The sequence below is a fragment of the Bradyrhizobium sp. Ken01 genome (genome assembly GCF_055807355.1).
Genome location: NZ_JBVVPC010000029.1, coordinates 47,721 through 71,298, shown reverse-complemented (window position 1 = coordinate 71,298; position 23,578 = coordinate 47,721). Strand labels below are relative to the sequence as shown.

Genomic DNA, 23,578 nt, shown 5'->3' with positions numbered 1-23,578 from the left:
GCGCTCTCGGACCTCTCCTCGTCATTGCGAGGAGCCCTTGCGACGAAGCAATCCAGTCTGTCACCGCAGAGACAGCCTGGATTGCTTCGCTTCGCTCGCAATGACGGAGTGCGTGGAAAAAGCGGGGTCGCCCCGCCTATTCGTCCTTGCCGCGCGTGATCGCGATGGACGCATCCGTCTTGGTGCGGGTGCATTCCATGTTGAGACGCCGGTAACGCATGCTGATCTTGTCGCCGCGCAAGAGCCCCATCCGCTTCAGGCACCGTGTCGCGCCCGTCGTCGTATCGTCCTTGGTGACGGTGAAGACGATCGCCGCCATCGACCCCACCAGCGCAAAGAACTCCGGCTTGGGCTTGCGATCGCCCTTGGCATAGAGCTCGATCGAATATTTGTCGCCACGGCAAGCCACGGACAATTCCTTGGCCGCGGGGTGCGTCAGGTAGACCACGTTGGCGGCGCGGAAATTCACCTTGAGACGATCGACCTGGTTCGCCAGCTCCTTGGCGCTGTCATCGCAGCGGTCCGCGCGGGCCGGAGAGGCGAGGGTCACAAGGCCGGTGATGGCGGCGACGACCAGGATCGCGCCGCGGACGTGCAAGTTCAATGTCATGATGAAAAGCCCCTTAGCGGGCGCATTCAATCGTCGTCCCGCGCGTAGCGCAAGGGGTGCACCCAGGGTCTTCACTGGCATCATGAGGGCCTGGTGTCCGCCGACAGCCGCCGAAAATAGCTCCCATGCGCCGAATCGGGATGCCCGACCGCACCAGAGCGCCTTCCCTTTGCGGCAAAAAAGCTTAGAACGCTTCTATGAAAGGGGCCCATGCGAGGGCCCCAAAACCCTGAGATTCCAGCCCATGAACGCTCCCATCGCCTTCCCCGACCCCGCAAAGCCCGTTCCGCCTTACAAGCACACGCCGCTGTTTCCGCTGGGCAAGGACGAGACGCCCTACAAGAAGATCACAGCCGATGGCGTGCGGGTCGAGAAGGTGCTGGGGAAAGACATGCTGGTGGTGTCGCGTGAGGCGTTGCGGGCCCTGTCGGAAGCGGCCTTTGGCGACATCAACCACTATCTGCGGCCGGGTCATCTGAAGCAGCTCCGCGCGATCCTGGAGGATGGCGAGGCGAGCCCGAACGACAAGTTCGTCGCGCTGGACTTCCTCAAGAACGCCAACATCGCCGCCGGCGGCGTGCTGCCGATGTGCCAGGACACCGGCACCGCGATCATCATGGGCAAGAAGGGCTGCAACGTCATCACCGATGGTGACGACGAGGCGGCGCTGTCGGAAGGGGCGCGCGATGCTTACCTGCGCCGCAATCTGCGCTACTCGCAGGTCGCGCCCTTGTCGATGTACGAGGAGAAGAACACCGCCAACAACATGCCGGCGCAGTGCGAGATCTACGCCGAAGGCGATGACGCCTACAAGTTCATGTTCATGGCAAAGGGCGGCGGCAGCGCCAACAAGAGCTTCCTGTTCCAGGCCACGCCCTCGGTGCTGACCAAGGACCGGCTGCTCGCCTTCCTGAAGGAGAAGGTCTTGACGCTGGGCACCGCGGCGTGCCCGCCTTATCACCTCGCCATCGTGATCGGCGGCACTTCGGCCGAGCTCTGCATGAAGACGGTGAAGCTGGCGTCGGCTCGCTATCTGGACGCGCTGCCGACCCACGGCTCGCCCGACGGCAACGCGTTTCGCGATATCGAGATGGAGCAGGAAATCCTGAAGATGACGCAGTCGCTCGGCGTCGGCGCGCAGTTCGGCGGAAAATATTTCTGCCACGACGTGCGCGTGATCCGCATGCCGCGTCACGGTGCCTCGCTGCCGATCGGGCTCGGCGTGTCATGCTCGGCCGATCGCCAGGTGCTCGGCAAGATCACCAAGGACGGCGTCTATCTCGAAGAGCTCGAGCACAACCCGGCGCAGTATCTGCCTGAGGTCGAGCAGTCGCTCGGCGGCGAGGTCGTCAAGATCGACCTCAACCAGCCGATGAAGGATATCCTGGCCACGTTCTCGAAGTACCCGACCAAGACGCGGGTCTCGATGACCGGCACCATGATCGTTGCGCGCGATTCCGCGCATGCCAAGCTGCGCGAGCGGCTCGACAAGGGCGAGCCGCTGCCGGACTATTTCAAGAACCATCCCGTCTATTACGCGGGCCCCGCCAAGACGCCCGAGGGCTACGCCTCCGGTGCGTTCGGCCCGACCACTGCTGGTCGCATGGACTCCTTTGTCGATCAGTTCCAGGCCGCCGGCGGCTCGATGGTGATGGTCGCCAAGGGCAACCGGGCGCCGGCCGTGCGTGAGGCCTGCAAGAAATATGGCGGCTTCTATCTCGGCTCGATCGGCGGCGCCGCGGCGAACCTCGCCGAGCACTGCATCAAGAAGGTCGAGGTGCTCGAATATCCCGAGCTCGGCATGGAAGCGATCTGGCGCATCGAGGTCGTCGACTTCCCGGCGTTCATCATCATCGACGACAAGGGCAATGACTTCTTCAAGGAGCTGAATCTGGGCTAGCTGCCTCACTCGCACCTGCGTGCGAGTGATTGTGCATGCATCCCACCACGATCGTCATGCCCGGGCTTGTCCCGGGCATCCACGTTCTTGGTGCGGCGAGGAAGACGTGGATGGCCGGGACAAACCCGGCCATGACGATGCGGATGCCTTGGCGTGCTAACTGCAATTCGTGACCTGGTTGGAGCACAGCCCGCGCCACCAGCCGCGAACGCCGTCCTGGCTCTCGACCAGACCCCAGAGACCGCTACACGCAAGGATGCGCTTCGGCCCGCCATCGGTGTCGATCGGGCCGCCGAGCTCGCGCTGGGCCGGCATCCACTTCGCATCGATGAACGGCGCCTGGAACAGGCCGCCCATGCGCGTTGCACCATTCGCGTAGGACGCGCCGACCTTGTTGGAGGCGACCCAGCCGCGTCCGGCATAGGGCTTTGGCGCGCTGCGCGGATATTTCTTGTCGTCCTCGTAGTCCTTGCCCGGCGGCTTGGCGCCTTCGATCAGAAACCAGCCGCTCTTGAAGCCGATGATGCGGAATTCGGTGAGCCAGCCGCCATCGGGCGTGTTCTCGCTGCTGCCGAGCTTGAGCCGGTAGGGCGGCGGAAGCGTGCCGAGCACACGCGCCTTGATCGATGGTTCGGCACGCACGTTGAGGCCACCAGGATCCTTGTCGACGGACCAGGCGCCGAGATCGCAGGGCTCGGTGCCGTCGGGGAGCGTTGAGCGCTTGGCGGCGAGATCGGCGTGCAGCTTTGCGAAATCAGTGTCGTCGTTTTCGGGATCGGGCCCGCTGCGCGGCTTCAATTCGGCCGAGACTGCGCGCGTCGCATCCGGCGTCAGCGCGACCACGAGAGCCTGGCGCGCGACGAACACGCTTGCAGGTGACTTCGGATCGTTCGACGAGGCCGCATAGACGGCGAGGTAGCCGGTCGAACCTTCGGTTCGATAGGCCGTGCCGGCGACATAGCCTGCCGGTAGCATGGCGAGCGCGCTTGCCCGCCACGCCGGTTCGGCATCGTCCGCGCGCGCCGCTTGTGTCGCGACACACAGGATCGTCGCCGCGATGAGACCGAGCGCGCGCACGGTTGCCGCGTGGCTTAGGCGCGCGTGCCGGTGAACGGGAAGCTGCCCATCGGGCCGATGCCCATCTCCCCGCTCATGCTGTCGCCGGAGACGGTTCCGATGAATTCGAGGGTCAACGGCATCGGATTGGTGATCGAGACCTTCCAGTTGACGGCATCGCCGCTGACGGTGCCGTCGAAAATCTCGGCTGTATCGCCTTCCGCACCCTGCGTCCCCGTGAGCGTGCCGCCGGCAGCCGTCAGGCTCAGCGTCGCCTTACGCTCGCCCATGGGTGTCGTCAGGGTCAGAGTCCAGTTGCCGTCGACGGCCATTCGCGTCTCCCAAAATCCCGGCGGACCGCGACGATCCGCGGACCAGTCCCGGCCGAGCGTATAGCGCAACTCGCCGCTCGCGCCTAACGCTCCGTTGGAGGCATTTAGGCGCGGGCGGCGGCGCGCCGCCGGCTGGTGACGATGAGACGGAGCACGACATATTGCACGGCAAAGGCGAGGATCTTGGCGCCGCCCGCGACCACCGTGATGTAGAACGCCCACAGCTTCAGATCGCCTGTGGAAGCGACGGCGATCATGCCGGCGCCGATCACGAACATCAGCGCGGCCCAGGCATAACCCGCTGCCGTCACGTACTCCGGAACGGTCTCGACGACGATCGATGGCATGTAGCGCAGCATCCAGCCGCGCTTGAGCATGATGGCACCGATCGCGAAATGCGCGATCGAGGGCTTTGCGAGCATGAAGCGGGGATCGTTGGTCAGCAGCGTGACCGTGCCGAGCACGACGACGAGCGCGACGCTCGCATAGGTCATGTAATTGAGCTGCTGCCCCTTGACGCGCGCATAGATCACCTGCGCGATCGCTCCGGCAATCGCCACCGACGTTGCCAGGACGACGTTGTCGGTAACGAGATAGATGACCAGGAAGACGATGGCGGAGAAGAGGTCGGAGGCGAGGCGGGCGAATACGTCCTTCATCGTCGATCCTGTTCAGCGGGAGTTGGGCATTGCGCTGGCCGGCGCACCGTACTTGATCTGACGATATTCGGGATACCACTTTGTGAAGTAGATCGCGCTGTTGCGGGCGGCGAAGGCGACCGCAAGGCTCGACCAGAGCGGCAGGCCGGGGACATAGAGCAGCACGAGATTGGCGGCCGCCATCAGCAGCGCAGCCGCGGTCCAAGCGCCGGTAATGACGTAATTGGCATAGTGGAAGCCGGGCATTGCCGCGATCTCGGCCGGCACGGATTCGAGCGCGTATTGCAGCGTGAAGGGACGGCGGACCAGCATCGAGCCCAGCGAGATGACGAAGATGCCGATGTCGACCGACAGCTTGACACCGAGCGTGCCGAGCGCCGGGTCGAACAGCGCGAGGTGGAGGCCGATTGCGGCGAATAGCAGTGCCGAGCCCACGGCCAGGATCTTCACCGAGCGGCCGCGCACGACATCGATCGCGACGGTAGCGAGACAGATTGCCGAGGCTACGAAGACGCTGATCGTGGCCGATGTCATCAGCATCAGGAAGGTGAAAGCGCCGTAGGGCGCGAGGATCAGGAAAATCGCCATGGTCCGCCTGGGTCAAGCCTTATCTTTACGATGTAAAGATCAATAAGTCAGGAGCGAGCCGGGGTCAAGTAGAATCTTTACAGTGTCAAAATGACGTAAGCGACTTCTAAAAACTGAAGTGTTGCAACGACTTGGTCGGCCACCCGGTCGATGAATCCGGCCCAGGGCAGGTGCGACAGCACAGGTAGCGCACAGGCGATCGAGAGGACGAGGGCGAGCAAGATGCCGCCGTTGAAGATGGTTTGGCCGCTCCGCCGCGGCCGGATCATCTGGAGCGTGATGCCAGCGCAGATCAGGAACAGGATCAGGACGGCGAGGCGGTCCGCGGTGATCGAGGGCATATGCATGAGAGACCTCTTTGGTCACATCCGCGATGACGAGGAACAGCTACTGCGCGCCGACCCAACTGCCGTGAAAACCGTCGGGCACGCGATGGCCGAGCTGCACCAGCGCGACGGGGCCGGCCTCGACATCCTTGGCGTTGAACACGGCGAGGTCGCTGCGGTTCTCCCGCGCGCGCCAGACCACCGCCAGCAGCCAGCCGTCGCCTTCCGCCGCATCCTTCGACCGCTCGACGAACACCGGTTCGGAGATGGTGTCGCCGGCCGGCAGCAGATATTGGCCGAGGCGTTTTCCATTGCCATCGACGTGGACGACGCCGGACAGCGCGCCGAACATCGGCAGCTTCGGATTGGCGCAGGCGTACCAGCCGTGACGGCTCTTCAATCCGGCGCGGCGCTCGTCGATGCGCGGGAATTCGCCGGTGAGATCGTCGAGATAGGTCTGCTGGAAGCGGTCTGTATTTCCCGAGAGATCGAAGCTCCAGCGGCAATGACGCGCAAACGATTTCTTGGGATTGGTGGGCGTGCCGTCGGGATGCGTAAATAGTGGTGCTTCCTCGAACTGCATGACGTCCGCGATGATGCGGTCACCGTCCTCCCACGCATTCATGACGTGGAAGACGTAGCAGGCTTCAGCACGAAACCAGACGATGTCCTTCGCGCTCCCCTTGCGCTTGATCACGCCGACATAGGCGCCCTTGTCCGGCTCCCAGGCATAGGGCGGCCGCCCGCTCATCGCGCGCTCCATGCTGCCGGTGATGGGCAGGATCGGAAACAACACATGGTTCTCGGTGACGATGAAGTCGTGCACCATGCTGGCATAGGGCGCCTCGAATCGTTCGAAGCGCGTCGCCTTGCCGGACGCATCGATTGATCCGTAGGAGAGGGCGGGCGTCAGCGGTCCCGCGGCATTGTAGCCGAAGAACACCAGCTCGCCGGTCACAGGATCGATCTTCGGATGCGCGGTGAAGGTGCCGGCGATGCGGCCCTGATAATTGTGATAGCCGCGCGTCGCCAGCGTACCGGGCTCGATCTCGGTCGGCAGATGCAACTCCTCCAGCGCAAGCAGCTTGCCGGCATGGAAGATGATGTTGGTATTCGCAACGCCGCCGTCGGTCAGGTTCGTTGGGGCATCCGGCAGCTTGCGGCCGAAGCCGCCGAACAACGCGCGGCCGGCATCGTGCTCGGCCAGCCATTTCGGCGTCCGGACCCACCGATTGCGATGGCTGGCGCGGCCGTTCTCGAGGCGAAAGGCGTGCAGCATGCCGTCGCCGACGAACCAGTGCGCGCCAGGCGAGTCAAACTGCGGATTGGGGCCGTTGCGATAGAGCGTGCCGTTCAGCTCGCGGGGCAATTCACCGACGATTTTCAGGAAGGGCGCGTCGGCTTCGAACGGGATCGGACCGAGGTTGTGGCGGCGTTCGGCAACGGCGTCCTGCTGCACGGCATATCCTTCCTTATCTTTACATCGTCAAGATCAAATAGCCGTGCGAGGGGGCTTGGTCAAGTGAAATCTTTACACTGTCAATATTGCGTCCTATAGCTGGCCCATGGGCAAGAGCGAAATCAGGACAGAAACCGCGCGCGGTGCGCGTACCCCAAAGAAGGCGAGCGCGCCGGCGCGTCCCGCCCGACGGCCGGCGAGCGTCAAGGCCGAGGCGCCCTATCACCATGGCGCGCTGCGCGAGGCGCTGCTCCAGGCCGCCGAACGAGTGCTGGAGCGTGACGGGCTCGCCGGCCTGACATTGCGCGCGGTGGCGCGCGAGGCGGGCGTCTCACACGCCGCGCCCACCCATCATTTCGGCGACCTCACCGGGCTTCTCAGTGAGCTCGCTGCAGTCGGCTTCCGCCAGTTCAATGCGGCGATGGCGTCGTCCTGCGACGCCGCCGCCACCCCGCTCGAGCGCGCGCTAGCGCGGCCGAAGGCCTATGTTGCCTATGCCCAGGCTCATCCCGGCATGTACGGCATCATGTTCCGCACCGAGCGCCTCGACTATTCCAGGCCGTCGCTGCACGAGGCCGCCGAGGCGTCCTTCGCCGGGCTCGCCAATGCCGTCGGCATGATGCGGCAGGAGCAGATCAGCGGCGACGCGCTGACGCTCCATCAGGGCGCCGCGATCTCGCGCGCGTGGTCGATGGTACACGGTTTTACCATGCTGCTGCTCGATGGGCGGCTGGAGGATATTCTGGGCCGCCTGCCCGAGGGGACGACGCCTGAACGCCTGCTCGAGGCGATGCTGATGTCGCCCGTGACGGGGAAGCCGCCGGGTCCCTGATTCAGCCGGGACGAACGCAACCTTTGCGGTGGTCGCGCCAAGACGAAAGCCTAGCGCATCGTCGCGAGCTCGACCGTGCGGCCGCGTGCGCCGATGATCTTCACCTTGTCCTTGCCGCAGGTAAAGCTGCGGGCGAACTCGTCCGCGGCCTTGCGCGCGAGCTCATTGGCGTTCGGGTTGGCGATCGCGTCGACATAGGCGACGTGGCAGACGGGGCCGGGTGGCAGCCGGGTCACGATCAGCATGGCCTTGGTGTTCGGCCGCCCCTGCTTGTCGGGATCGGTGCCATCGGCGATGTGCCAGCGCTGGATCATCGCAAACGGCTTGGCGGCCGCGGTGCGCCATTCGACGGTGGTCTCGGACGAGTTGAACGGAGCGAACCAGACTTTTGCCGCCGGTTCCTCGGCCGCGGCCTTGCGATTGCGGCCGACGGAGACGATTTCGCGAAGATCATCCTCGGCGATCAGGACCACGAGGCCATCCTTGCCCTTGCAGACCCGAGTCGTGCTGCCGTCGAGCTCGCTGGACTTGCCGATCTGGCGGCAATCCTTCGGGGCCGTCGAGCTATATTGGCTGCCCAGGGATTGGGCGTCGGAGCGTTCGAGACCGCTGCACATCAGCAACATGGCCAGGGCTGCGGTGGTGATGCGGAACATGACGACGCCTTTGACCGAGCGGGAACTCCGTACCATCAGACGTCTTGATTGTGGGCAAGGTTCAAACAGTCTCGACAGACACCTGACAGCGGCGCGGAATCGTTCTAGAAGAACGGCTTCGCTTGGGCTCTTTCAGCCTCGTTCGCGTCCTCGTTTTTCGTGATCATGCCAGCCACCTCGTCGAACAAACCTTATCGCGTCGGCCGCTCGAAAACCGGGCTCGGCCTCTTCGCAACCAAGCCGATCAAGAAGGGCGCCCGGATCATCCGTTATTACGGACCGATCCTGGACTCCCGGATTCCCGAGCACGACGACATCGAGAACAAATACCTGTTCGAGCTCAACGGCCGCTGGACCATCGACGGCTCGGTGCGCAAGAACCTCGCGCGCTACATCAACCATTCGTGCCGGCCCAACGCCGAATCCGACGTCCGGCCGCGCGAGCGCAAGGTCTTCATCCGCGCCATCAAGAACATCGAGCCGGGCGATGAGATCAACTACGACTACGGCACCGATTATTTCAAAGCCTACCTGAAGCCGATCGGCTGCAAGTGCGAATCTTGCGAGAAGAAGCGCAAGAAGCTGCGCGCCGAGGCCCGGGCCGAGCGCGCCAAGGTGAAGGCGCGCACGGAGCGCAAAGCGCAGAAGGCGGGTGCGAAGGCCGCCAAAAAGAAGAAGCTCAACGGCGTCGCTGTTGGCAAAGCCAACGGGCGCGCGCGGGCGTAGCCTGAGTTCGAGCTTCCGGCACAACTGTCATGCCCCGCGAAAGCGGGGCATCCAGTACGCCGCGGCCTCTCCGTATGCAACGACTGCCTCTGGAATACTGGGTCGCCCGATCAAGCCGGGCGACGACAGCGAGTGATGTGGCCTCACGCGGCCACCGCTCGCCCGCTCCTGCGCAATCCCACATATTGCAGTTCGGCAAACACGCCGGTCGCGATTGCCTGCGCCACGACCATGAGCTCGCCGGCAAGGTTCGGCGACACCGCGCCCGAGAGCAGCAGCGCGATGCTGCCGAGCGTCCAGGCTGCGTTGCCGACCACGACCAGCAGCACGAGCGGCTTTGCCACGGAGGCGCGTGAGGCCAGCCAGCCGACGAGTGCGGTGTAGGCGATCAGGAACAGGCCGGTCTCACGCAGCAGCGCGTCGGGCAGGTTGAACAGCGACGCGAACGCGCTGGCGCCGAAAGTGAAACCGAGAGCGGCGACGCCGCTGAAGATGGCGTCGGCAAGAAGTGCGCGGCGAAGGAAGGTGGATGCGTCGATCATCGTGGGTCTCCATGGTTAGGGTGGGCTCGAGGTGAAACTCAGTGCCATCCGCGCCACCAGGCGCGGAGCAGGCGGGCAAGGCGGAACGGGCAGAGGCTCCTGCCGACGCTGTGCTCGAAGGCTGTGACCTGCGCGACGACATAGTCGCCGGTCGAATGCACCAGCGGCTCCGGCATGTTGAGGCTGCGCGCCAGCATCCGGGTTGCGAGCGCCATGGCCCAGGGAACAAGGTGGTCTGTGATGGTCCGGTAGAGCAGCAGTGCGATCATGGTCGTCTCCTGGTGCGACCCAAGATGCGCCGACCCAAGGCCCAATTCGATTACCTCCGACGTAATGGAAGGGCCGAAATCTGCGTGCTAGGTTTTCGACCATGAACGCACATGCATCCACGGCACAGGCCGAACGCAGCCAGCCGGTCCATATCGGCGACCATTTGCGCGAATGGCGGCAGCGCCGCCGCATGAGCCAGCTCGATCTCGCCGGCGAGGCCGACATCTCGGCGCGGCATTTGAGCTTCGTCGAGACCGGCCGTGCCGCACCCTCGCGCGACATGGTGCTCAGACTCGCCGAGCGCCTCGACGTGCCGTTGCGCGAACGCAACGTGCTGCTGGTCGCCGCCGGCTATGCCCCCGCCTTTCCACAGCGCCCGCTGGAGGATCCCGCCTTGAAATCAGCCCGCCAGGCGATCGACCTCGTCCTCAGGGCGCATGAGCCCAATCCGGCGCTGGCCTATGACCGGCACTGGAATCTGGTTTCGGCCAACCGCATGCTGGCGCCGCTGCTCGCCGGCATTCCGCAGCGGCTGCTCGGTCAGCCCTTCAACGTGCTGAGGCTCGCCTTCCATCCCGAGGCGCTGGCGCCGCGCACGGTCAATCTCGCGGAATGGTGCGGACATCTGCTGGAGCGGCTGCACCGGCAATGCGAGGCGACCGCCGATCCCGAGCTGATCAAGCTGTACAACGACCTGAAGAGCTATCCGATCCCGGCGCGCGCGGCGCCGCTGTCGAGCGACAATGTCGCGATCCCTTTCAAGCTGCGACACGACGGGGAGATACTAAGTTTCTTCTCCACCACCATGGTGTTCGGTACGCCCGTCGATATCACGCTGTCGGAGCTGGCTCTGGAAACCTTCTTCCCGGCCGACGAGCGCACTGCCGAGCGGCTCCGACAAATGGCAGCAGCCATGAGCTAGCGGCCTTGCCTCGGAATGGGTTCGGCTTATCTTTGGGCCCAACCCGCAACGCCCGAAGGAGGCGCTCATGAGCACCCTAAAGCCGCTCCAGATCGACGTCGTTTCCGACGTGGTGTGCCCCTGGTGCTATATCGGCAAGCACCGGATCGAGAGCGCGCTGGCGCTGGTGCCCGATGTTCCGGTCAAGCTCAATTTCCGTCCCTTCTTCCTCAATCCGTGGGTGCCGTCCGAGGGCATCAGCCGGGAAGAGTATCTCACCAAGAAGTTCGGCTCGGTCGAGGCCTATAAGGGCATTGCCGGACGCGTCGTTGCGGCCGCGGGCGAAGAGGGGCTCGTCTATCGGCCCGAGCTTGTCGCGCGTCAGCCCAACACCACCGACTGCCACCGCCTGATCCTCTGGGCCGAGGCGATCGGCAAGGCGCCCGAGATGAAGCAGCGCCTGATGGAGCTCTACTTCCGCGACGGCGGCGACCTCACCGATTTGAACGTGCTTGTGCAGGCGGCTGCCGATGTCGGCCTCGATGCCGACGACGTGCGCAAGCGCCTTGTGACCGACGAGGACGTCGCGCGCGTATCGGCGGACGCGCAGGAAGCCGCCGAGAAAGGCATCTCCGGCGTGCCGACCTACGTGTTCGCGCAAAAATACGCCGTCTCCGGCGCGCAGGATCCCAACATGCTCGCGCGCGCCATCCGCGAGGTCTCGGCGGAGATCAACGCCCAGGCGGCGGAGTAGGAGTTATCCTATTTACGAAGCAGGCGAACTGCGCGGCGCGCCGCCGCGTAGGCGATGCCGTGCGCCGCGAGCGCTCCGTGAACGAGCGCCACGATCGGGTCGTTCCGCCGCAACGGTATCAGCACGTCGCCGACGGCGAAGCGCCCGCGCCATATCGGGTTGATCATGGGATGATCGGCGCTTGCGGTGGAATCCGCGCTGGCGATGGCGGGATCGGCGCAAAGGCGGCGGGTGAGCTCGAGCGTGAGCTGCACGCCGGGCGAATATCTGGCAAAGCGCTCGTCGATACCGAGCTTGAAGAAGAAAGCGCGATCCTGATGGTGCAGCACGATACCGGCGGCCACCGGCGTGGCGCCGGCGCGAAGGGTGATGATCTCGCATTGCGCGGTTTCTGCCAGCGCGGGAACGGCGCGGCGGATGAAGGTTGCATCGCCGGCATGCTGGACCAGTGCGGTGCCTCGCTTGCCTTTCCAGCCACTGGCTTCGAGCTGCAGGAATGTCTCGAGCGCCGGCCCGATCTCATCGGGGCTGCGCGCGACGTCGAACACGACGGCGCCGTGATCTTCGAGGCGATGGCGCTGGCGGCGTAGCTCCTTGAGTTTCTTGGTGCCGAGCGCGTCGCGTAGCAGCGTCTCACCGTCCTGCGTCGCGTCGAGACTGGCGCGGATGTAGGAGTCGAGGAGGCGCGGCTTCAGGCCGTCCCGATTCAGAACCTGGCTGAGGGCGGTCATTGCCGCCCCATCGAGCGCGACATCGTTCAGCACGAGCGCATGCGCTCCGGTCGCGCGGGCCTGCTGCAGCAGGCGCGTCGCCCCCTCGATCGGGGCATCGCGGTCAATCAGCGGGCTGCATAGCGTGCCGTAAGGATGCGCGCTCACCAGCGCGGGCAGGGGAATCTTCCATGCCCGCCAGAGCGAGATCACCGGCATCAGCCCGATCAGCCGCGATCCATCGCATGCGGGAAGCGCCGAGGCATCGGTGCGGTCGCGCGCGGTTGCGCTGACAGCGAGTTCCCAGCCCGGCAGGTAATATCCGTTCGGCTCGATCGCGCGCTGCGCGAGTGCGCGCCACTGGCCGGGTTCGATCGCCGTAAGCGGGACGCGCGCACGCGCCGCCGCGGCATGCTTTGCCGATGCCGGCTTGATCGCATCCTGGTGCGCGATGTCGACCACGTCCCGTCGTCCCCGTTCAGGAGGCCATGCTTAGCGCAAAGATTGGAAAATACCGTTGGGACGCCGCTTCAATTCGAGTGGTAATATTAACGTCTCGTTGAGCATCCGGCCGCGAGCCGCCGGATACCGCGGGAGACGGTGCCTAGCGGTCACCCGGTACGAAATGGTCGCGGGCGCTTGCACGTCCGCCCCCGGCGGTGTCGGTGATCCCGATGTCGATGTCGCGCGAGGTCTGCGGCAGCTGGGTCGGGCCGACCTGCACCGACAGCCGGACCTCGCGGGTCTGATCCTGCCCGACCTCGACGACGGGCTTGCCGTCAGCTCCGGTCCCGATGCCGGCGACGCGAATTGTCGCGCCCGGCAGGCCGGAGACCTCGAGCGCAAACGACCGCTGCGCGCCCTTGTTGAGGATGCGCACGGTGTAGTCGTTGCGAACGCCGCCATCGGCGAGCTGAACGAAGAGTGGATTGCGCTCGTGCAGCACGTTGACGTCCATCGTCGCGCGCGTGGCGAGCGCGTAGAGCATGATGCCGCCGACGATGGCAATGGCCGCGGTATAGATCAGGGTGCGCGCGCGGATGATGCGGTAAATCGGCGCCTTGCCCTCGCTCCGGCGTTGCATGTTGATGTCGGTATCATAGCCGATCAAGCCGGCGGGCCGGCCGATCTCCCGCATGACGGTGTCGCAGGCGTCGATGCACAGGCCGCATTGGATGCAGCCGAGCTGGATGCCGTGCCGGATGTCGACGCCGGTCGGGCAGACATTGATGCACTGCTGGCAGTCGATGCAGTCGCCCGCGATGTCGCCCTGGGTGCGGGCGACGTGCGCCTTCTTCACCGACATGCGTGGCTCGCCGCGGTCGCGGCGATACGTGACGTTGAGTGCCCATTCGTCGGTCAGCGCCGCCTGGATGCGCGGCCAGGGACACATGTAGATGCACATCTGCTCGCGGGCGTGGCCTGCAAAGACGTAGGTCGTTGCGGTCAGGATGCCGATCCAGAGATAGGCGATGAAGGGGGCCTGGAAAGTGGCGAGCTCCTTCACCAGCGTCGGCGCGTCAGCGAAATAGAGCACCCAGGCGCCGCCGGTCCACCAGGCGATCATGATCCAGAGGAAGTGCTTGGTTGCGACCTTTCGGATGTGACCAAAGGTCCAGTAGCGCTTGTCGCCCAGCATGCGCTCGCGCCGGTCGCCCTCGACCCAGCGTTCCACTGCATAGAACAAATCGGTCCATAACGTCTGTGGGCACATGTAGCCGCACCAGATACGACCGGCCACCGCGTTCATCAGGAACAGCGCCATAGCGGCAATGATGAGCAGGCCCGTGAAGTAATAGACTTCCTGCGGCCACAGTTCGATGAAGAAGAAATAGAAGCGACGATGCGGCAAGTCGACCAGGACAGCCTGGTTCGGCAGGCCGGGTCCGCGGTCCCAGCGAATGAAGGGCAGCAGATAGTAGGTCCCGAGCGTGACGCAGAGGATCGCCCATTTGATGCGGCGGAACGGCCCTCGGACCGATTGCGGATAGACCTTCTTCCGCTTCTCGTAAAGCGGGCCCTCGATGATGGTATCGTCGGTCATCCTGCGTTCCTCGCGTCTAGCGCGGGCGAGCGCCTATCCGGGAGTGCAGAAGAGGCGGTACAGCGTCTCCAGCAACGAGCGGACTTCCTGGCTCGCGATGCTGTAGTATACCGTCTGACCATCCCTTCTGGGTTTGACCAGGCTCAATGCGCGCATCTTGCCGAGATGCTGAGATAGTGCGGCCGACGACAGGCCTGCGATGTCGGCGAGCTCGCCGACCGACTTCTCGCCGTCCAGCATGTTGCAGAGGACCAGCAGCCGCTTCGGATTGCCCATGGCCGTGAGGAGGCGGGAAGCCTCCTCGGCCTTCTCCTCAAGCGCGACCAACTCTTGATTGCGGACCTTGCGTTTCATGGCCGACATGTAAATTAGTATATTCGAAAATACGAAAGCGCTAAAGTAATGGTATCCGGTGCCCGCGCCGGGCGTGCTCTCGATCCGGAGGTCGCATGGTCTCGACATCATTTACGCCAATCGCCTCCCTTGTTGGCGGTGCGCTGATCGGCTTGTCTGCCGTTCTGCTGATGTGGGCGACGGGGCGGATCGCCGGCGTCAGCGGCATCGCAGCGCGACTGTTTCCCCCTTACGAGGACCGCCAATTTCCTGGCCGGCTTGCCTTCGTCGCGGGCCTCGTCGCCGCGCCCGTGCTGGTGCTGCTCGTCACCGGAAGCCTGCCGGCGCAGACGATCGAGGCGCAGCCGGTCGTTTTGATTGTCGGCGGCTTGCTCACGGGTTTCGGTTCGGTCTGGGGCAGTGGCTGCACCTCCGGCCACGGCGTCTGCGGCCTGTCGCGGCTCTCGGCGCGCTCGCTGGTCGCGACCATGACCTTCATGGCGACCGGCATGGCGACGGTCCTCGTGATGCGGCACGGGACCTGATGGCGATGGCTATACCGGTTCAATTCTTGATCGGCGTGATCTTCGGCCTCGGCCTGATCGTCTCGGGCATGGCGAATCCGGCGAAGGTCCTGAACTTCCTCGACGTCGGCGGCATTCCTGCGGGGACGTGGGATGCGAGCCTTGCCTTCGTGATGGCCGGCGCGGTGGCCGTGACTTTCACCGGCCTCAAACGGGTCCTGAAGCTCGCGCGTCCCTACTTCGCCGAACGATTTTATCTTCCAACGCGAAGCGACATCGACCCCAGGATCACCGCAGGCCCCGCGATCTTCGGGGTGGGTTGGGGACTGGCGGGCTTCTGTCCGGGGCCGGCGCTGACCGCGCTTGGATTTGGCTCCGTGTCCGCCGTCATCTTCGTCGCTGCAATGAGTGCCGGCATGGTGCTCGCCCGTTTCATCGCTCACCTGCCGTCGTTGACGCGCTTCATCACGCCGGCCGACCCGTTCGACACCTAAGAGTAAACGCAGAGAGTAAGTCATGGACAAGAATTACCCCGAGATCACCCGCCAAATCTCCGCCAACCTGCGCAAGCTGCGCAGTGACATTCCGGACACCATGAAAGGATTTGCCGCGCTTGCCCAGGCCGCCACGCGCGACGGCGCGCTGGACAAGAAGACCAAGGAAATGATTGCGCTCGCGCTCGGCGTTGCCGCGCATTGCGACGGCTGTATCGGCTTCCATACCGAAGCCCTGGTCAAGCTAGGTGCAACGCGCGAGGAGGTCGAGGAAACGCTCGGCATGGCCGTCTATATGGGTGGTGGGCCATCGCTGATGTATGCCGCGGATGCGATCGCGGCCTACGAGCAGTTCCAGCAGCAGACGCTTGCCGCCTGACGTCTGCGATGCGAATTGCAGAGGCGGGACCGGGCGAGTTGTCTCGTCGGGTCCCGCCTGTCGTGGCTTCATCGATTACCAGCGGTCGCCGCCGACACCGACGCCCACACTGACGCCGGGCGCGCGGATGCCGACGCCGCCGCGCGGACCGTCGTCCCAGTCGCGATAGGTGCGGCGCTCATAGTAGCGGTCGCGCGGCATGGTCGCGTAGGAGTCGCGCACGATCACGCGCGAGCCGCCGCGGGTGCGATAGCAATTGCCGGAATCATCGCAGACCAGTCGCACTTGCTGGACGAGATCGGGGCTGGTGTATTCGCTGCTCGTGTAAACGTCGGCGGCCTTCGCGCCGCTCACCGCTGCCAAGGCTCCGACACCAGTCAGCAACGCAATCGTGAATGTCCTCATCATGTCCTCCTCGAAACTGCCCTCGGCGGTAACAAGAAGGGGAGGCCGTGATCGTTCCGGCAAAATTACAGGTTTTTCCCGGAACCGGATCGGATGTCGGCTTGATCCGTTCCCTAGATCGGCTCGTAGCTTTCCGACCCGCAGATGTCGTCCGCTTCGGCGCGGCGGCGATCGACCACCTTTCCGCTTGATATGGTCACGATGTAGGTCTGTGGCCCGAGCGGCGAGCCGGTCGCCGAGGTGAGGTGGGCTCGGACGCAAGCTGTCCAACCCGATCCCCGCACCTCTCGATGGGGTGTGGCGACATGCACCTCGCGCGGATAGGACGTGCTGAGGAAGACGAATTCGATCTGCTCGCGCACGACGCGTTTGACGTCGGGGGGCGATTCGGGCGGAGGCTGCTCGGCCTCCTTCATGCGCATGAACTCGGGCACCGGTGCGCGGCTGTCCGCAAAGCCGCAGGCCCCGAGCGCGAGCGCGCTGGCGATCAGCGCGGCATGAGCAATAATCCGTAACATCCGTGAAGGTCCCCTGCGGGCCAAAACATAGGCACGAATGCGATCCGACGAAGACCCGGCCGATCAAGATTTGCTGAAGCCGGGATTTCCTGAAGTCAGGATTTGCTCAAGCTCCGGAGCCCGCAGCATTGGCTATTCGATAATTGCCGGCTAGTTTGTACCCTAGACGAGGGGGATTGCGCCCATGAGGATTTTGATCATAGCGGCCGCCGTGCTGGCGCTGGCGGTTGCCTCCGCGCAGGCGCAGATGGGAGGCGGCAGGCGTCAGCCTAACGAGGGCGGCCAGAAGGCGGACAACAAGCCCAAGGTCGACGAGAAGGCCTACAAGGCCGCACTCGAGCGCATTCCCGAGTCCAAGGAGAAGTACGATCCGTGGAGCGGGGCGCGGCCGCCTGAACCTGCCAAGAAGCCGAAATAGGTGAGGCGGGCGTTGGCGAGCCGCCCGTGCTATTCGGCCGCTCTCGTCACGCTCCTCTTGTTTTCGTCGTGGCCAGGCATCGCTTGGGAGAGCTGGGGTGGCGATCCCGGTGGCTCGCGCTTCTCGCCATTGCGAGAGATCACGCCCGGCAATGTCGGCAACCTGGTGCGGGCCTTCGAATTCCACACGGGCGATCTCGCGGCGCGGCCGCCCGGGGTGATGCGGCGAACCAAATTCCAAGCGACGCCGCTGTTCGTCGAGGACAGCCTGGTCTTCTGCTCGCCCTTCAACGAGGTGATCGCGCTCGATCCCGGCACGGGCGCGCAGAAATGGCGCTACGATCCCAAGATCGCGATCAACCAGCGTCCCGCCAATCGTTACGTCTGCCGCGGCGTCACTTACTGGATCGACGACGAGGCGCCTGTAGATGCCGCATGTCGATCGCGCATCTTCATGGGCACCAACGATGTTCGTCTGATCGCGCTCGATGCGAAGACGGGAATCCCCTGTGGCGGATTCGGCAGGGGTGGTGAGGTCAGGCCCGATATCGGCGTGAAGCTGGAATGGCCCGGCGAATTCCAGATCACCTCGCCGCCGGCGGTCGGGCGCGGGGTCGTCGTGGTCGGCTCCGCGATCGGCGACAACCGCCGCGTCGACGCGCCGAGCGGTATGGTGCGCGCGTTCGATGCGCGCAGCGGTCAGCCGCGCTGGACCTTCGAGCCGCTCAAGCGCGACGGCATCGAAGCCGGTCACGCCAATGTCTGGGCGCCGATGTCGGTCGACGCGGCGCGCGGACTGGTATTCCTGCCGACGTCCTCGCCGTCGCCGGATTTTTGGGGCGGCAAGCGGCCGGGCAACAACGAGCATGCCAATTCGGTGGTCGCGCTGCGCATCGAGACCGGCGAGCTCGTATGGGGATTCCAGACCGTGCATCACGACGTCTGGGATTACGATCTGCCGGCGCAGCCGACACTCACGCGCATCGACACCGACGAAGGTCAGCGCGACGTCGTGATCCAGCCGACCAAGCAGGGCTTTGTCTTCGTGCTCGATCGCGACACCGGCAAGCCGGTATGGCCGGTCGAGGAGCGCAGCGTCCCGCAGGGGGCCGCGGAAGGCGAACGGCTGTCGCCCACGCAGCCATTCCCAACGCATGTGCCACCGCTGATGTCGCAAAAAATCTCGACTGAGGATGCGCTCTCGCTCGTTCCTGGCCTGCGCCGCTCAGCTTGCGAGAAGCAGTTCGCGGAGGCACGCAACGAGGGCCTGTACACGCCACCCTCAACGCAAGGCACGCTGGAGTTCCCTTTCACCGGCGGCGGCGTCAACTGGGGCAGCGCAACCTTCGATCCCCTCAACCAGGTCCTCTATGCCAATACCAGCCGGGCCGTTCATCTCATCAAGCTGATTCCGCGGGCGGAGGCGACCGGATTCGATCCTCCGCCCGGTCATGATTTCGGCCAGCAGAATGGTGCGCCGTTTGCGATGTCGCGTGCGGTCGTAATGTCGCCGCTCGGGTTTCTTTGCAACAAGCCGCCCTGGGGCGAGATGGTCGCGGTCGATCTGAAGGCCGGCAAGATCCTCTGGCGTTCGACGGTCGGCACCACCGAGGATCTCGCCCCGCTCGGCGTGCCGCTGCCGTGGGGTGCGCCGCTCGTCAACGGGCTCGCGGTCACGGCAGGCGGGCTCGTCTTCACCGGAGCGATGGACGCCTATTTGCGCGCCTTCGATGCGCGCAGCGGCAGGGAGCTGTGGCAGGGTCGGCTGCCCGTGCCCGGCGTCGCCAATCCCATGACCTATCTCTGGAAGGGCGAGCAGTATGTCGCGATCGGCGCCGGTGGCCACTCCGAGGCAGGCACCTCGATCGGCGACAGCGTCGTTGCGTTTCGCCTGGCACGGCCGGGCGAGGGGCCGTCGCTGTGGTCGCGTACCATCGATCGCCCCGGTGGACGATTTTTTGCGGCATCATCGGTGATCGCGCTCGCGATTGTCGCGCTCGTTGTCGCAAGCCTGCGCTCGCGGCGCCGGCGACGTAGCGCGCGAACATGACGCGGCATCGCGCGCGCGATGCGAACGATCATTCACATCATGTGCACTACTGTACGAAAGCGAGGCCGATGCGCCTTTCGTGGCGCCAGACGGGGCGGCATTTGCGCACGAAATTGTCGCGCGCGATCGCGAGTGTGAACGATTGCGGCAATGTGACGAGGGCATCGAGGTCGATTGCGGCGCCGTCCGCCGACATATTTCGCACCGTGCACGTGATGCCGCTGTTTTCAAAGGTGATCTTTCCACCCTTGAAAACACGGTAACGCTGCGCTGCACGCTTCTCGATCATCCGCGTTAATCCATAATGATCTTTGTGAAGTAGTGCATAGAAATTACGTTGAACTAAACTCAATACTGGCGCTACTTGCACAGCGCTTCAGATTTCGTTTACGACGTCGAAGCGGAAGTCACTCCGCGGATTTTCCCCCAAGCCGTTCCTTTGTGGCGCTACGCGCCGATGGAGATATTGATGAAGACCACGCTTTCGCTTCTGTTCGCCGCAGCGCTCTCGCTCTCGTCCATGCCCGCCCACGCCGCAAAGCTCGATCTCGCGACCATGAGCTGCAAGCAGTTCCTGGAGAGCGGCGACGATACCATCAAGATGGTGCTGACCTGGATGGACGGCTGGTACAAGGGCGATGAAGAGAACGCGATCATCGACACCGACGTGTTCGTCGAGAACGCCAAGCAGTTCGGCAGCTATTGCGGAAAAAATCCGAACGTCAGCATCGTCACCGCGGCTGACGAAGTGCTCGGCAAGTAGCTTCTGCCGTGACGGCGCGACGCGCGATCGCGCTTCCTGTCTCGACATGACGCCATCGAGAGCCGCAGTGCGCTGTGCGCTCACGCGGCTTTCTTCTTTGATGCTCACCCCGGCAGCATCGCGAACGCGCTCGACACCATCGCCACCGGCTTGTTGTCGGTGGCCGAGAGCAGCGTGACCCGGCCAAAGCTCATGGTGCGCCCGAGTCGCACCACGCGGGCGTCGGCCAGCACGTCCGACGAGGAGACCGCGCGCATGAAATGCGTGGTCTGGTCGACGGTGGTCATCGGACGATAGCCGCGGTTGGCGGCGAGGTTTGCGATCACCATCGCGGTGTCGGCGAGTGCCATCAGCGCCTGGCCGCAGACCACGCCGCCGTTGCGGCACAGCCGTTCCGAGAACGGCATGCGCAGGAGCGCTGCCGGCTGCCAGTCCGGCACGTCCGGCGGCGGCAGGTGCTCGATGCGCTCGACCGACAGATTGAGATCCTGGATCCAGGGGGCAAAGACTTCGCCGAGGATGCGTCGGGCCTCAGAGATGCCGAACTCGGCTTCTGGCTGCGATGGCATTGCTGTCGTTCCCTCCGTATTGTCGCATGTTCGGCATTCCGAGCGGACCGGCGCGGCAAAGTCACCCGGTCTGCTACGGGCCCGTCGGCTTGAAAATGCCTGACTTCGCCCGGTATGATGCCACGGAGTGGGTATGGGTGGGTGATGTTGCGTCGGTATGTCCTCGTGTTTTGTCTGGCCGGGCTCGGCCTGCTGCTGAACGGGTGCACCAAGTGCGGCCCGATCTGGGACGACTGGCTCCACGCGCCGAAATCGTGCAGATCGGACCGGCTCTAGCGGGCCGAGCGGCCCCTGCGGTTGTGACAGGGGTGACAAGGCACGGGCGACCCGCGCCGCCATGGATGATCAAGGAGTACATGATGAAGCTTTTCCGTATGGCCGCGGTGCTGGCTGTTCTGGCGGGACCGACCGTGCTGGCGGGACCGGCCTATGCGCAAATGCCCAATCTCAATTTGCTGCAGGAGGGGCCTGGCAAGACCCCCGAGGAGAAGGCCGCGGAAGCCGAGCGTGACAGGGCCTACAAGGAGACGCTGAAGAAGATTCCGGATTCCAAGGCCTCCAACGATCCCTGGGGCGGCATGCGCTCCGACCCGCCGAAGCAGGCGGCGGCGCCAAAGGCGTCGGCCGCGACCGGTGCGCCGAAGAAGAAATCCGGCACGACCGCCAATTGACCGTCTGCCCGATCGGAGGCGGTTGATGCCTCGGCCGGGACTCCTCTTTGATCGGCCTGCTTCCTACATTGCGCGGGAGCGTATTGCGTCGAGGAGAGCAGAACATGGCCGATCGTCCGCGGGATCTCGCCGAGCGGATGGCGCGCCGGCGCAAGATGGGCGGCAAGCCCGGCACGAGGGCCGGCGACGGCTATCTGCGCGAGACCTTCACGCTGCCGCGCGCGGCGGCGCGGGAGAGGGCGCAGGCTTTCTTCGCCCGCTACCCCAAGGCCGGCTATATGAGCGCGGTCGAGACCTGGCGCGAGCTGCCCGGCGGCGACATCGAATTCACGATGCGGCGGCTGCCCAGCGCGGATTAGGCCTGGCCCCTATTCGAACGTTTCGGATGTGATGCGGATCCGGAACACGGGCTCCTTGGCCTCGTCCAGCAGCTCCATGTTCCATTCGGAATTTTCCTGGAGCTTGCGGGCGATGCCGGCGGCCATGTCGGCGCAGACGCTGGTCATCTCCTTCCAGGCCAAATCGCGATCGGCAAATTCCGACGCCTGGTCGGCACAGCCGGAATAGCTGCCGTTCCGGATTCGAAAAAAGTAGAGCGGCATGGTTCGTACCGATCGCGCCTGATGGCTCCGTCCCCACGGCCATAATCGCGGCAGTCCAATCCCAAACCATCGGCAGATCAATTCCGGGCGGCTACGGAATAGCCCCGTGGGCGCGGCGAGCGCCCTGCAAGCCATGCCGCCGACGATCTCGGTGCGGCCGTTCAGGCGGTTTTGCGCCCGATCGCCTTCAGCTCCCGATCGATCCTCAGCTGCACCCGCCGGATCGCCAAGAGATCGATCTTGGTCTCGGTCCTGCCGGTCTTGATCTGCTCGCCGATTCGGAACTGCCACCGCCAGATCCCGGGAATTGCCGTCTTGGCGACGGTGAACTCGATGCCCCTGTGATTCATGGCCATCTCCCACGATTCACTTCCATCTCTGAGAACATGCTGGGGGCATAATATTCCAGCGAAAACCAAATCTGTCGGTAAGTCCCGGATAGCCCACGGCTATCTCGCAAACACACGCGCTGCCGCCCAGCGGCGGCGCGAGACCCCTCCCGTGGTTCTCCGGCCAAGAACAGAGTTCCTGGGATGGGTAAGGGCGCCTTCCGGAACGCGGCGGCATGTGGCTTGCTTGGCCCGATGACGGTCAGCAACATGGGCGCGTCATGCTGGGCATTCCCCGCCGCTATTCTCATTTCGTGTTCGGAATCATCCAGTCCGGACTGACCTCGCTGGTCGCCGCGGGCATCGCCAGCCTTCCTGTAGGGAATGCGCTGGACTTCCTCGCGCACTGGATGGTGTCGTGGCTGATCGCATGGGCGGCGATGCTGCCGATCGTGCTGCTCGCGGCGCCGGCGATCCGCGCCTTCTCGCTGCGCCTGACGCGGGAGGAGGGCGGTTCGCAAACCGGCCGGCCGGCATGAAAGGCGGCATGAAAAAACCCCGCTTGGAGAACCAAGCGGGGAGAAGGTTATTGGAGGCTGAGGTGCTGGGCTGCAACACCATAGCCGGGCGACCCTAGCCGGCTCAGCTTACGACAGCCTGACAAGGCCCGACGGTGGCAGCGAAAGCCAGAGCTTGGGGGCCGCACACTGGCCCCGCACCGGTCCCAATTTCGACATCCGTTCGCACAACTCAGGACACAACCGCAGGCGAGATTTCGCAATGACGGTGCTGCCATGGGGGAAACGTGGCGTGCCGGCAACGGGGTGGCATCATGGACAACGTAGAGCGGTCATTCGCCGCCGCGACGGCGGCTGGCTTCGTCGTGCTGGTGATCGGGATCGGGTTGCTGGTTCTGCTGTAGGCGGTGTTGGCTGCGGGAGACGGCTCCGGGGTGGAAAGGCCCATGCGCGCCTTTCAAAAACACGAAAACAACCCCATGCACAGTAGCCCGCCTACAAATTCCCTCGTTCAATCAATGGCTTACTGGTAGTATTTGGATACCATATCGGCTCGGACTCGCCTCCATGGCGATCCGAATCTCGATTCCTGTGCCGATTCCCTGAGATCAACGGGCGGCCGCTCCGGCACTGTCGCCAGC

33 protein-coding genes are annotated in these 23,578 nt (G+C 64.5%); 14 read left to right on the top strand and 19 right to left on the bottom strand.

All coding sequences use genetic code 11. The annotated features are described in order from the left end of the window. Positions 1–136 precede the first annotated feature (136 nt). On the bottom strand, positions 137–610 hold the full coding sequence (locus AC0L3S_RS25345) for a hypothetical protein (RefSeq protein WP_473259223.1): 474 nt from the start codon (positions 608–610) through the stop codon (positions 137–139). Positions 611–854: 244 nt separating this feature from the next. On the opposite strand from AC0L3S_RS25345, the gene AC0L3S_RS25340 reads away from it, so the two are divergent. Next, positions 855–2,510, top strand: coding sequence for a fumarate hydratase (locus tag AC0L3S_RS25340; protein WP_473282017.1), 1,656 nt, complete (start codon positions 855–857; stop codon positions 2,508–2,510). A 156-nt stretch (positions 2,511–2,666) separates the two neighbouring features. On the opposite strand, the gene AC0L3S_RS25335 is transcribed toward AC0L3S_RS25340, so the two are convergent. The 6 genes from AC0L3S_RS25335 to AC0L3S_RS25310 all read right to left on the bottom strand — a co-directional run bounded on the left by AC0L3S_RS25335 (position 2,667) and on the right by AC0L3S_RS25310 (position 6,930). Beyond that, positions 2,667–3,587 (bottom strand): SH3 domain-containing protein, encoded by a 921-nt coding sequence (locus AC0L3S_RS25335; RefSeq protein ID WP_473282015.1) that lies wholly within the window; start codon positions 3,585–3,587, stop codon positions 2,667–2,669. Positions 3,588–3,601: 14 nt separating this feature from the next. Then, entirely contained in the window at positions 3,602–3,898 is a 297-nt protein-coding gene (locus AC0L3S_RS25330; protein ID WP_007602176.1) for a hypothetical protein, read from the bottom strand. Positions 3,899–4,002: 104 nt separating this feature from the next. Further along, the gene (locus tag AC0L3S_RS25325; protein WP_027518903.1) at positions 4,003–4,557 is read right to left on the bottom strand and encodes an inner membrane-spanning protein YciB; all 555 of its coding nucleotides are present in this window, start codon (positions 4,555–4,557) and stop codon (positions 4,003–4,005) included. Between the two features lie 12 nt (positions 4,558–4,569). Then, complete coding sequence (locus tag AC0L3S_RS25320; protein WP_473259213.1) at positions 4,570–5,145, bottom strand: hypothetical protein; 576 nt, start codon at positions 5,143–5,145, stop codon at positions 4,570–4,572. 77 nt (positions 5,146–5,222) lie between these two features. After that, entirely contained in the window at positions 5,223–5,492 is a 270-nt protein-coding gene (locus AC0L3S_RS25315; RefSeq protein ID WP_473282013.1) for a hypothetical protein, read from the bottom strand. Positions 5,493–5,532: 40 nt separating this feature from the next. Next, positions 5,533–6,930, bottom strand: coding sequence for a carotenoid oxygenase family protein (locus AC0L3S_RS25310; protein WP_473282011.1), 1,398 nt, complete (start codon positions 6,928–6,930; stop codon positions 5,533–5,535). A gap of 106 nt (positions 6,931–7,036) precedes the next feature. Between AC0L3S_RS25310 and AC0L3S_RS25305 the strand changes: the two genes are divergently transcribed. After that, positions 7,037–7,762: a TetR/AcrR family transcriptional regulator gene (locus AC0L3S_RS25305; RefSeq protein WP_473282009.1), complete on the top strand. Its 726-nt coding sequence runs from the start codon at positions 7,037–7,039 to the stop codon at positions 7,760–7,762. A gap of 50 nt (positions 7,763–7,812) precedes the next feature. Here the strand turns inward: AC0L3S_RS25305 and AC0L3S_RS25300 are convergent, their stop codons facing one another. Next, on the bottom strand, positions 7,813–8,418 hold the full coding sequence (locus tag AC0L3S_RS25300; RefSeq protein ID WP_473282062.1) for a hypothetical protein: 606 nt from the start codon (positions 8,416–8,418) through the stop codon (positions 7,813–7,815). A 165-nt stretch (positions 8,419–8,583) separates the two neighbouring features. On the opposite strand from AC0L3S_RS25300, the gene AC0L3S_RS25295 reads away from it, so the two are divergent. Further along, entirely contained in the window at positions 8,584–9,144 is a 561-nt protein-coding gene (locus AC0L3S_RS25295) for an SET domain-containing protein (protein ID WP_473282006.1), read from the top strand. A 143-nt stretch (positions 9,145–9,287) separates the two neighbouring features. Here AC0L3S_RS25295 and AC0L3S_RS25290 read toward each other — a convergent pair whose 3' ends face one another. Next, the gene (locus AC0L3S_RS25290; RefSeq protein ID WP_473282004.1) at positions 9,288–9,686 is read right to left on the bottom strand and encodes a hypothetical protein; all 399 of its coding nucleotides are present in this window, start codon (positions 9,684–9,686) and stop codon (positions 9,288–9,290) included. Positions 9,687–9,724: 38 nt separating this feature from the next. Continuing rightward, positions 9,725–9,955: a hypothetical protein gene (locus tag AC0L3S_RS25285; protein WP_007612230.1), complete on the bottom strand. Its 231-nt coding sequence runs from the start codon at positions 9,953–9,955 to the stop codon at positions 9,725–9,727. 101 nt (positions 9,956–10,056) lie between these two features. Here AC0L3S_RS25285 and AC0L3S_RS25280 point away from each other — a divergent pair, with 101 nt between their 5' ends. Next, on the top strand, positions 10,057–10,878 hold the full coding sequence (locus tag AC0L3S_RS25280) for a helix-turn-helix domain-containing protein (protein ID WP_473282001.1): 822 nt from the start codon (positions 10,057–10,059) through the stop codon (positions 10,876–10,878). Between the two features lie 67 nt (positions 10,879–10,945). Continuing rightward, complete coding sequence (locus tag AC0L3S_RS25275; RefSeq protein ID WP_219685022.1) at positions 10,946–11,611, top strand: DsbA family oxidoreductase; 666 nt, start codon at positions 10,946–10,948, stop codon at positions 11,609–11,611. An 8-nt stretch (positions 11,612–11,619) separates the two neighbouring features. Here the strand turns inward: AC0L3S_RS25275 and AC0L3S_RS25270 are convergent, their stop codons facing one another. The 3 genes from AC0L3S_RS25270 to AC0L3S_RS25260 form a co-directional block, all read right to left on the bottom strand. Next, entirely contained in the window at positions 11,620–12,783 is a 1,164-nt protein-coding gene (locus tag AC0L3S_RS25270) for a GNAT family N-acetyltransferase (protein WP_473281998.1), read from the bottom strand. 142 nt (positions 12,784–12,925) lie between these two features. After that, positions 12,926–14,365 carry a cytochrome c oxidase accessory protein CcoG gene (gene ccoG / locus AC0L3S_RS25265; RefSeq protein ID WP_473281995.1) on the bottom strand — a complete coding sequence of 480 codons (1,440 nt, stop codon included), beginning with the start codon at positions 14,363–14,365 and terminating at the stop codon, positions 12,926–12,928. A gap of 33 nt (positions 14,366–14,398) precedes the next feature. After that, a complete protein-coding gene (locus AC0L3S_RS25260; RefSeq protein ID WP_473259190.1) occupies positions 14,399–14,719 on the bottom strand; it encodes an ArsR/SmtB family transcription factor in 321 nt (106 codons plus the stop codon). A 95-nt stretch (positions 14,720–14,814) separates the two neighbouring features. Here AC0L3S_RS25260 and AC0L3S_RS25255 point away from each other — a divergent pair, with 95 nt between their 5' ends. From AC0L3S_RS25255 to AC0L3S_RS25245, 3 genes are read left to right on the top strand one after another with little or no spacing between them, the layout of a single operon-like run. Further along, on the top strand, positions 14,815–15,243 hold the full coding sequence (locus tag AC0L3S_RS25255; RefSeq protein ID WP_473259187.1) for a YeeE/YedE family protein: 429 nt from the start codon (positions 14,815–14,817) through the stop codon (positions 15,241–15,243). Between the two features lie 5 nt (positions 15,244–15,248). Beyond that, positions 15,249–15,716: a DUF6691 family protein gene (locus AC0L3S_RS25250; RefSeq protein WP_473281993.1), complete on the top strand. Its 468-nt coding sequence runs from the start codon at positions 15,249–15,251 to the stop codon at positions 15,714–15,716. 22 nt (positions 15,717–15,738) lie between these two features. Then, positions 15,739–16,095, top strand: a complete 357-nt coding sequence (locus AC0L3S_RS25245) for a carboxymuconolactone decarboxylase family protein (protein ID WP_027518887.1) — start codon at positions 15,739–15,741, stop codon at positions 16,093–16,095. A gap of 75 nt (positions 16,096–16,170) precedes the next feature. Here the strand turns inward: AC0L3S_RS25245 and AC0L3S_RS25240 are convergent, their stop codons facing one another. Further along, positions 16,171–16,503: a hypothetical protein gene (locus tag AC0L3S_RS25240; protein WP_473281990.1), complete on the bottom strand. Its 333-nt coding sequence runs from the start codon at positions 16,501–16,503 to the stop codon at positions 16,171–16,173. 110 nt (positions 16,504–16,613) lie between these two features. Then, positions 16,614–17,018 carry a hypothetical protein gene (locus AC0L3S_RS25235; RefSeq protein ID WP_473259180.1) on the bottom strand — a complete coding sequence of 135 codons (405 nt, stop codon included), beginning with the start codon at positions 17,016–17,018 and terminating at the stop codon, positions 16,614–16,616. A gap of 184 nt (positions 17,019–17,202) precedes the next feature. Between AC0L3S_RS25235 and AC0L3S_RS25230 the strand changes: the two genes are divergently transcribed. Beyond that, complete coding sequence (locus AC0L3S_RS25230; RefSeq protein ID WP_247400416.1) at positions 17,203–17,436, top strand: hypothetical protein; 234 nt, start codon at positions 17,203–17,205, stop codon at positions 17,434–17,436. Between the two features lie 12 nt (positions 17,437–17,448). After that, positions 17,449–19,485, top strand: coding sequence for a pyrroloquinoline quinone-dependent dehydrogenase (locus AC0L3S_RS25225; RefSeq protein WP_473281987.1), 2,037 nt, complete (start codon positions 17,449–17,451; stop codon positions 19,483–19,485). A gap of 46 nt (positions 19,486–19,531) precedes the next feature. Here the strand turns inward: AC0L3S_RS25225 and AC0L3S_RS25220 are convergent, their stop codons facing one another. Then, complete coding sequence (locus AC0L3S_RS25220) at positions 19,532–19,774, bottom strand: PilZ domain-containing protein (RefSeq protein WP_473281985.1); 243 nt, start codon at positions 19,772–19,774, stop codon at positions 19,532–19,534. A gap of 180 nt (positions 19,775–19,954) precedes the next feature. On the opposite strand from AC0L3S_RS25220, the gene AC0L3S_RS25215 reads away from it, so the two are divergent. Continuing rightward, positions 19,955–20,248 carry an HdeA/HdeB family chaperone gene (locus AC0L3S_RS25215; protein ID WP_247400414.1) on the top strand — a complete coding sequence of 98 codons (294 nt, stop codon included), beginning with the start codon at positions 19,955–19,957 and terminating at the stop codon, positions 20,246–20,248. 104 nt (positions 20,249–20,352) lie between these two features. On the opposite strand, the gene AC0L3S_RS25210 is transcribed toward AC0L3S_RS25215, so the two are convergent. Next, a complete protein-coding gene (locus tag AC0L3S_RS25210) occupies positions 20,353–20,817 on the bottom strand; it encodes a PaaI family thioesterase (protein WP_473281982.1) in 465 nt (154 codons plus the stop codon). A 359-nt stretch (positions 20,818–21,176) separates the two neighbouring features. Here AC0L3S_RS25210 and AC0L3S_RS25205 point away from each other — a divergent pair, with 359 nt between their 5' ends. Together AC0L3S_RS25205 and AC0L3S_RS25200 are read left to right on the top strand one after the other, a co-directional pair. Further along, positions 21,177–21,488 (top strand): hypothetical protein, encoded by a 312-nt coding sequence (locus AC0L3S_RS25205; protein WP_473259169.1) that lies wholly within the window; start codon positions 21,177–21,179, stop codon positions 21,486–21,488. 104 nt (positions 21,489–21,592) lie between these two features. Beyond that, positions 21,593–21,847, top strand: coding sequence for a hypothetical protein (locus tag AC0L3S_RS25200; RefSeq protein ID WP_473259167.1), 255 nt, complete (start codon positions 21,593–21,595; stop codon positions 21,845–21,847). A 9-nt stretch (positions 21,848–21,856) separates the two neighbouring features. On the opposite strand, the gene AC0L3S_RS25195 is transcribed toward AC0L3S_RS25200, so the two are convergent. Both AC0L3S_RS25195 and AC0L3S_RS25190 read right to left on the bottom strand, forming a co-directional pair. Continuing rightward, on the bottom strand, positions 21,857–22,090 hold the full coding sequence (locus AC0L3S_RS25195) for a DUF6894 family protein (RefSeq protein WP_027518878.1): 234 nt from the start codon (positions 22,088–22,090) through the stop codon (positions 21,857–21,859). 161 nt (positions 22,091–22,251) lie between these two features. Then, positions 22,252–22,440: a hypothetical protein gene (locus AC0L3S_RS25190; RefSeq protein ID WP_473281980.1), complete on the bottom strand. Its 189-nt coding sequence runs from the start codon at positions 22,438–22,440 to the stop codon at positions 22,252–22,254. 260 nt (positions 22,441–22,700) lie between these two features. Between AC0L3S_RS25190 and AC0L3S_RS25185 the strand changes: the two genes are divergently transcribed. Then, the gene (locus AC0L3S_RS25185) at positions 22,701–22,958 is read left to right on the top strand and encodes a DUF2798 domain-containing protein (protein ID WP_473282060.1); all 258 of its coding nucleotides are present in this window, start codon (positions 22,701–22,703) and stop codon (positions 22,956–22,958) included. Positions 22,959–23,578: the final 620 nt, after the last annotated feature.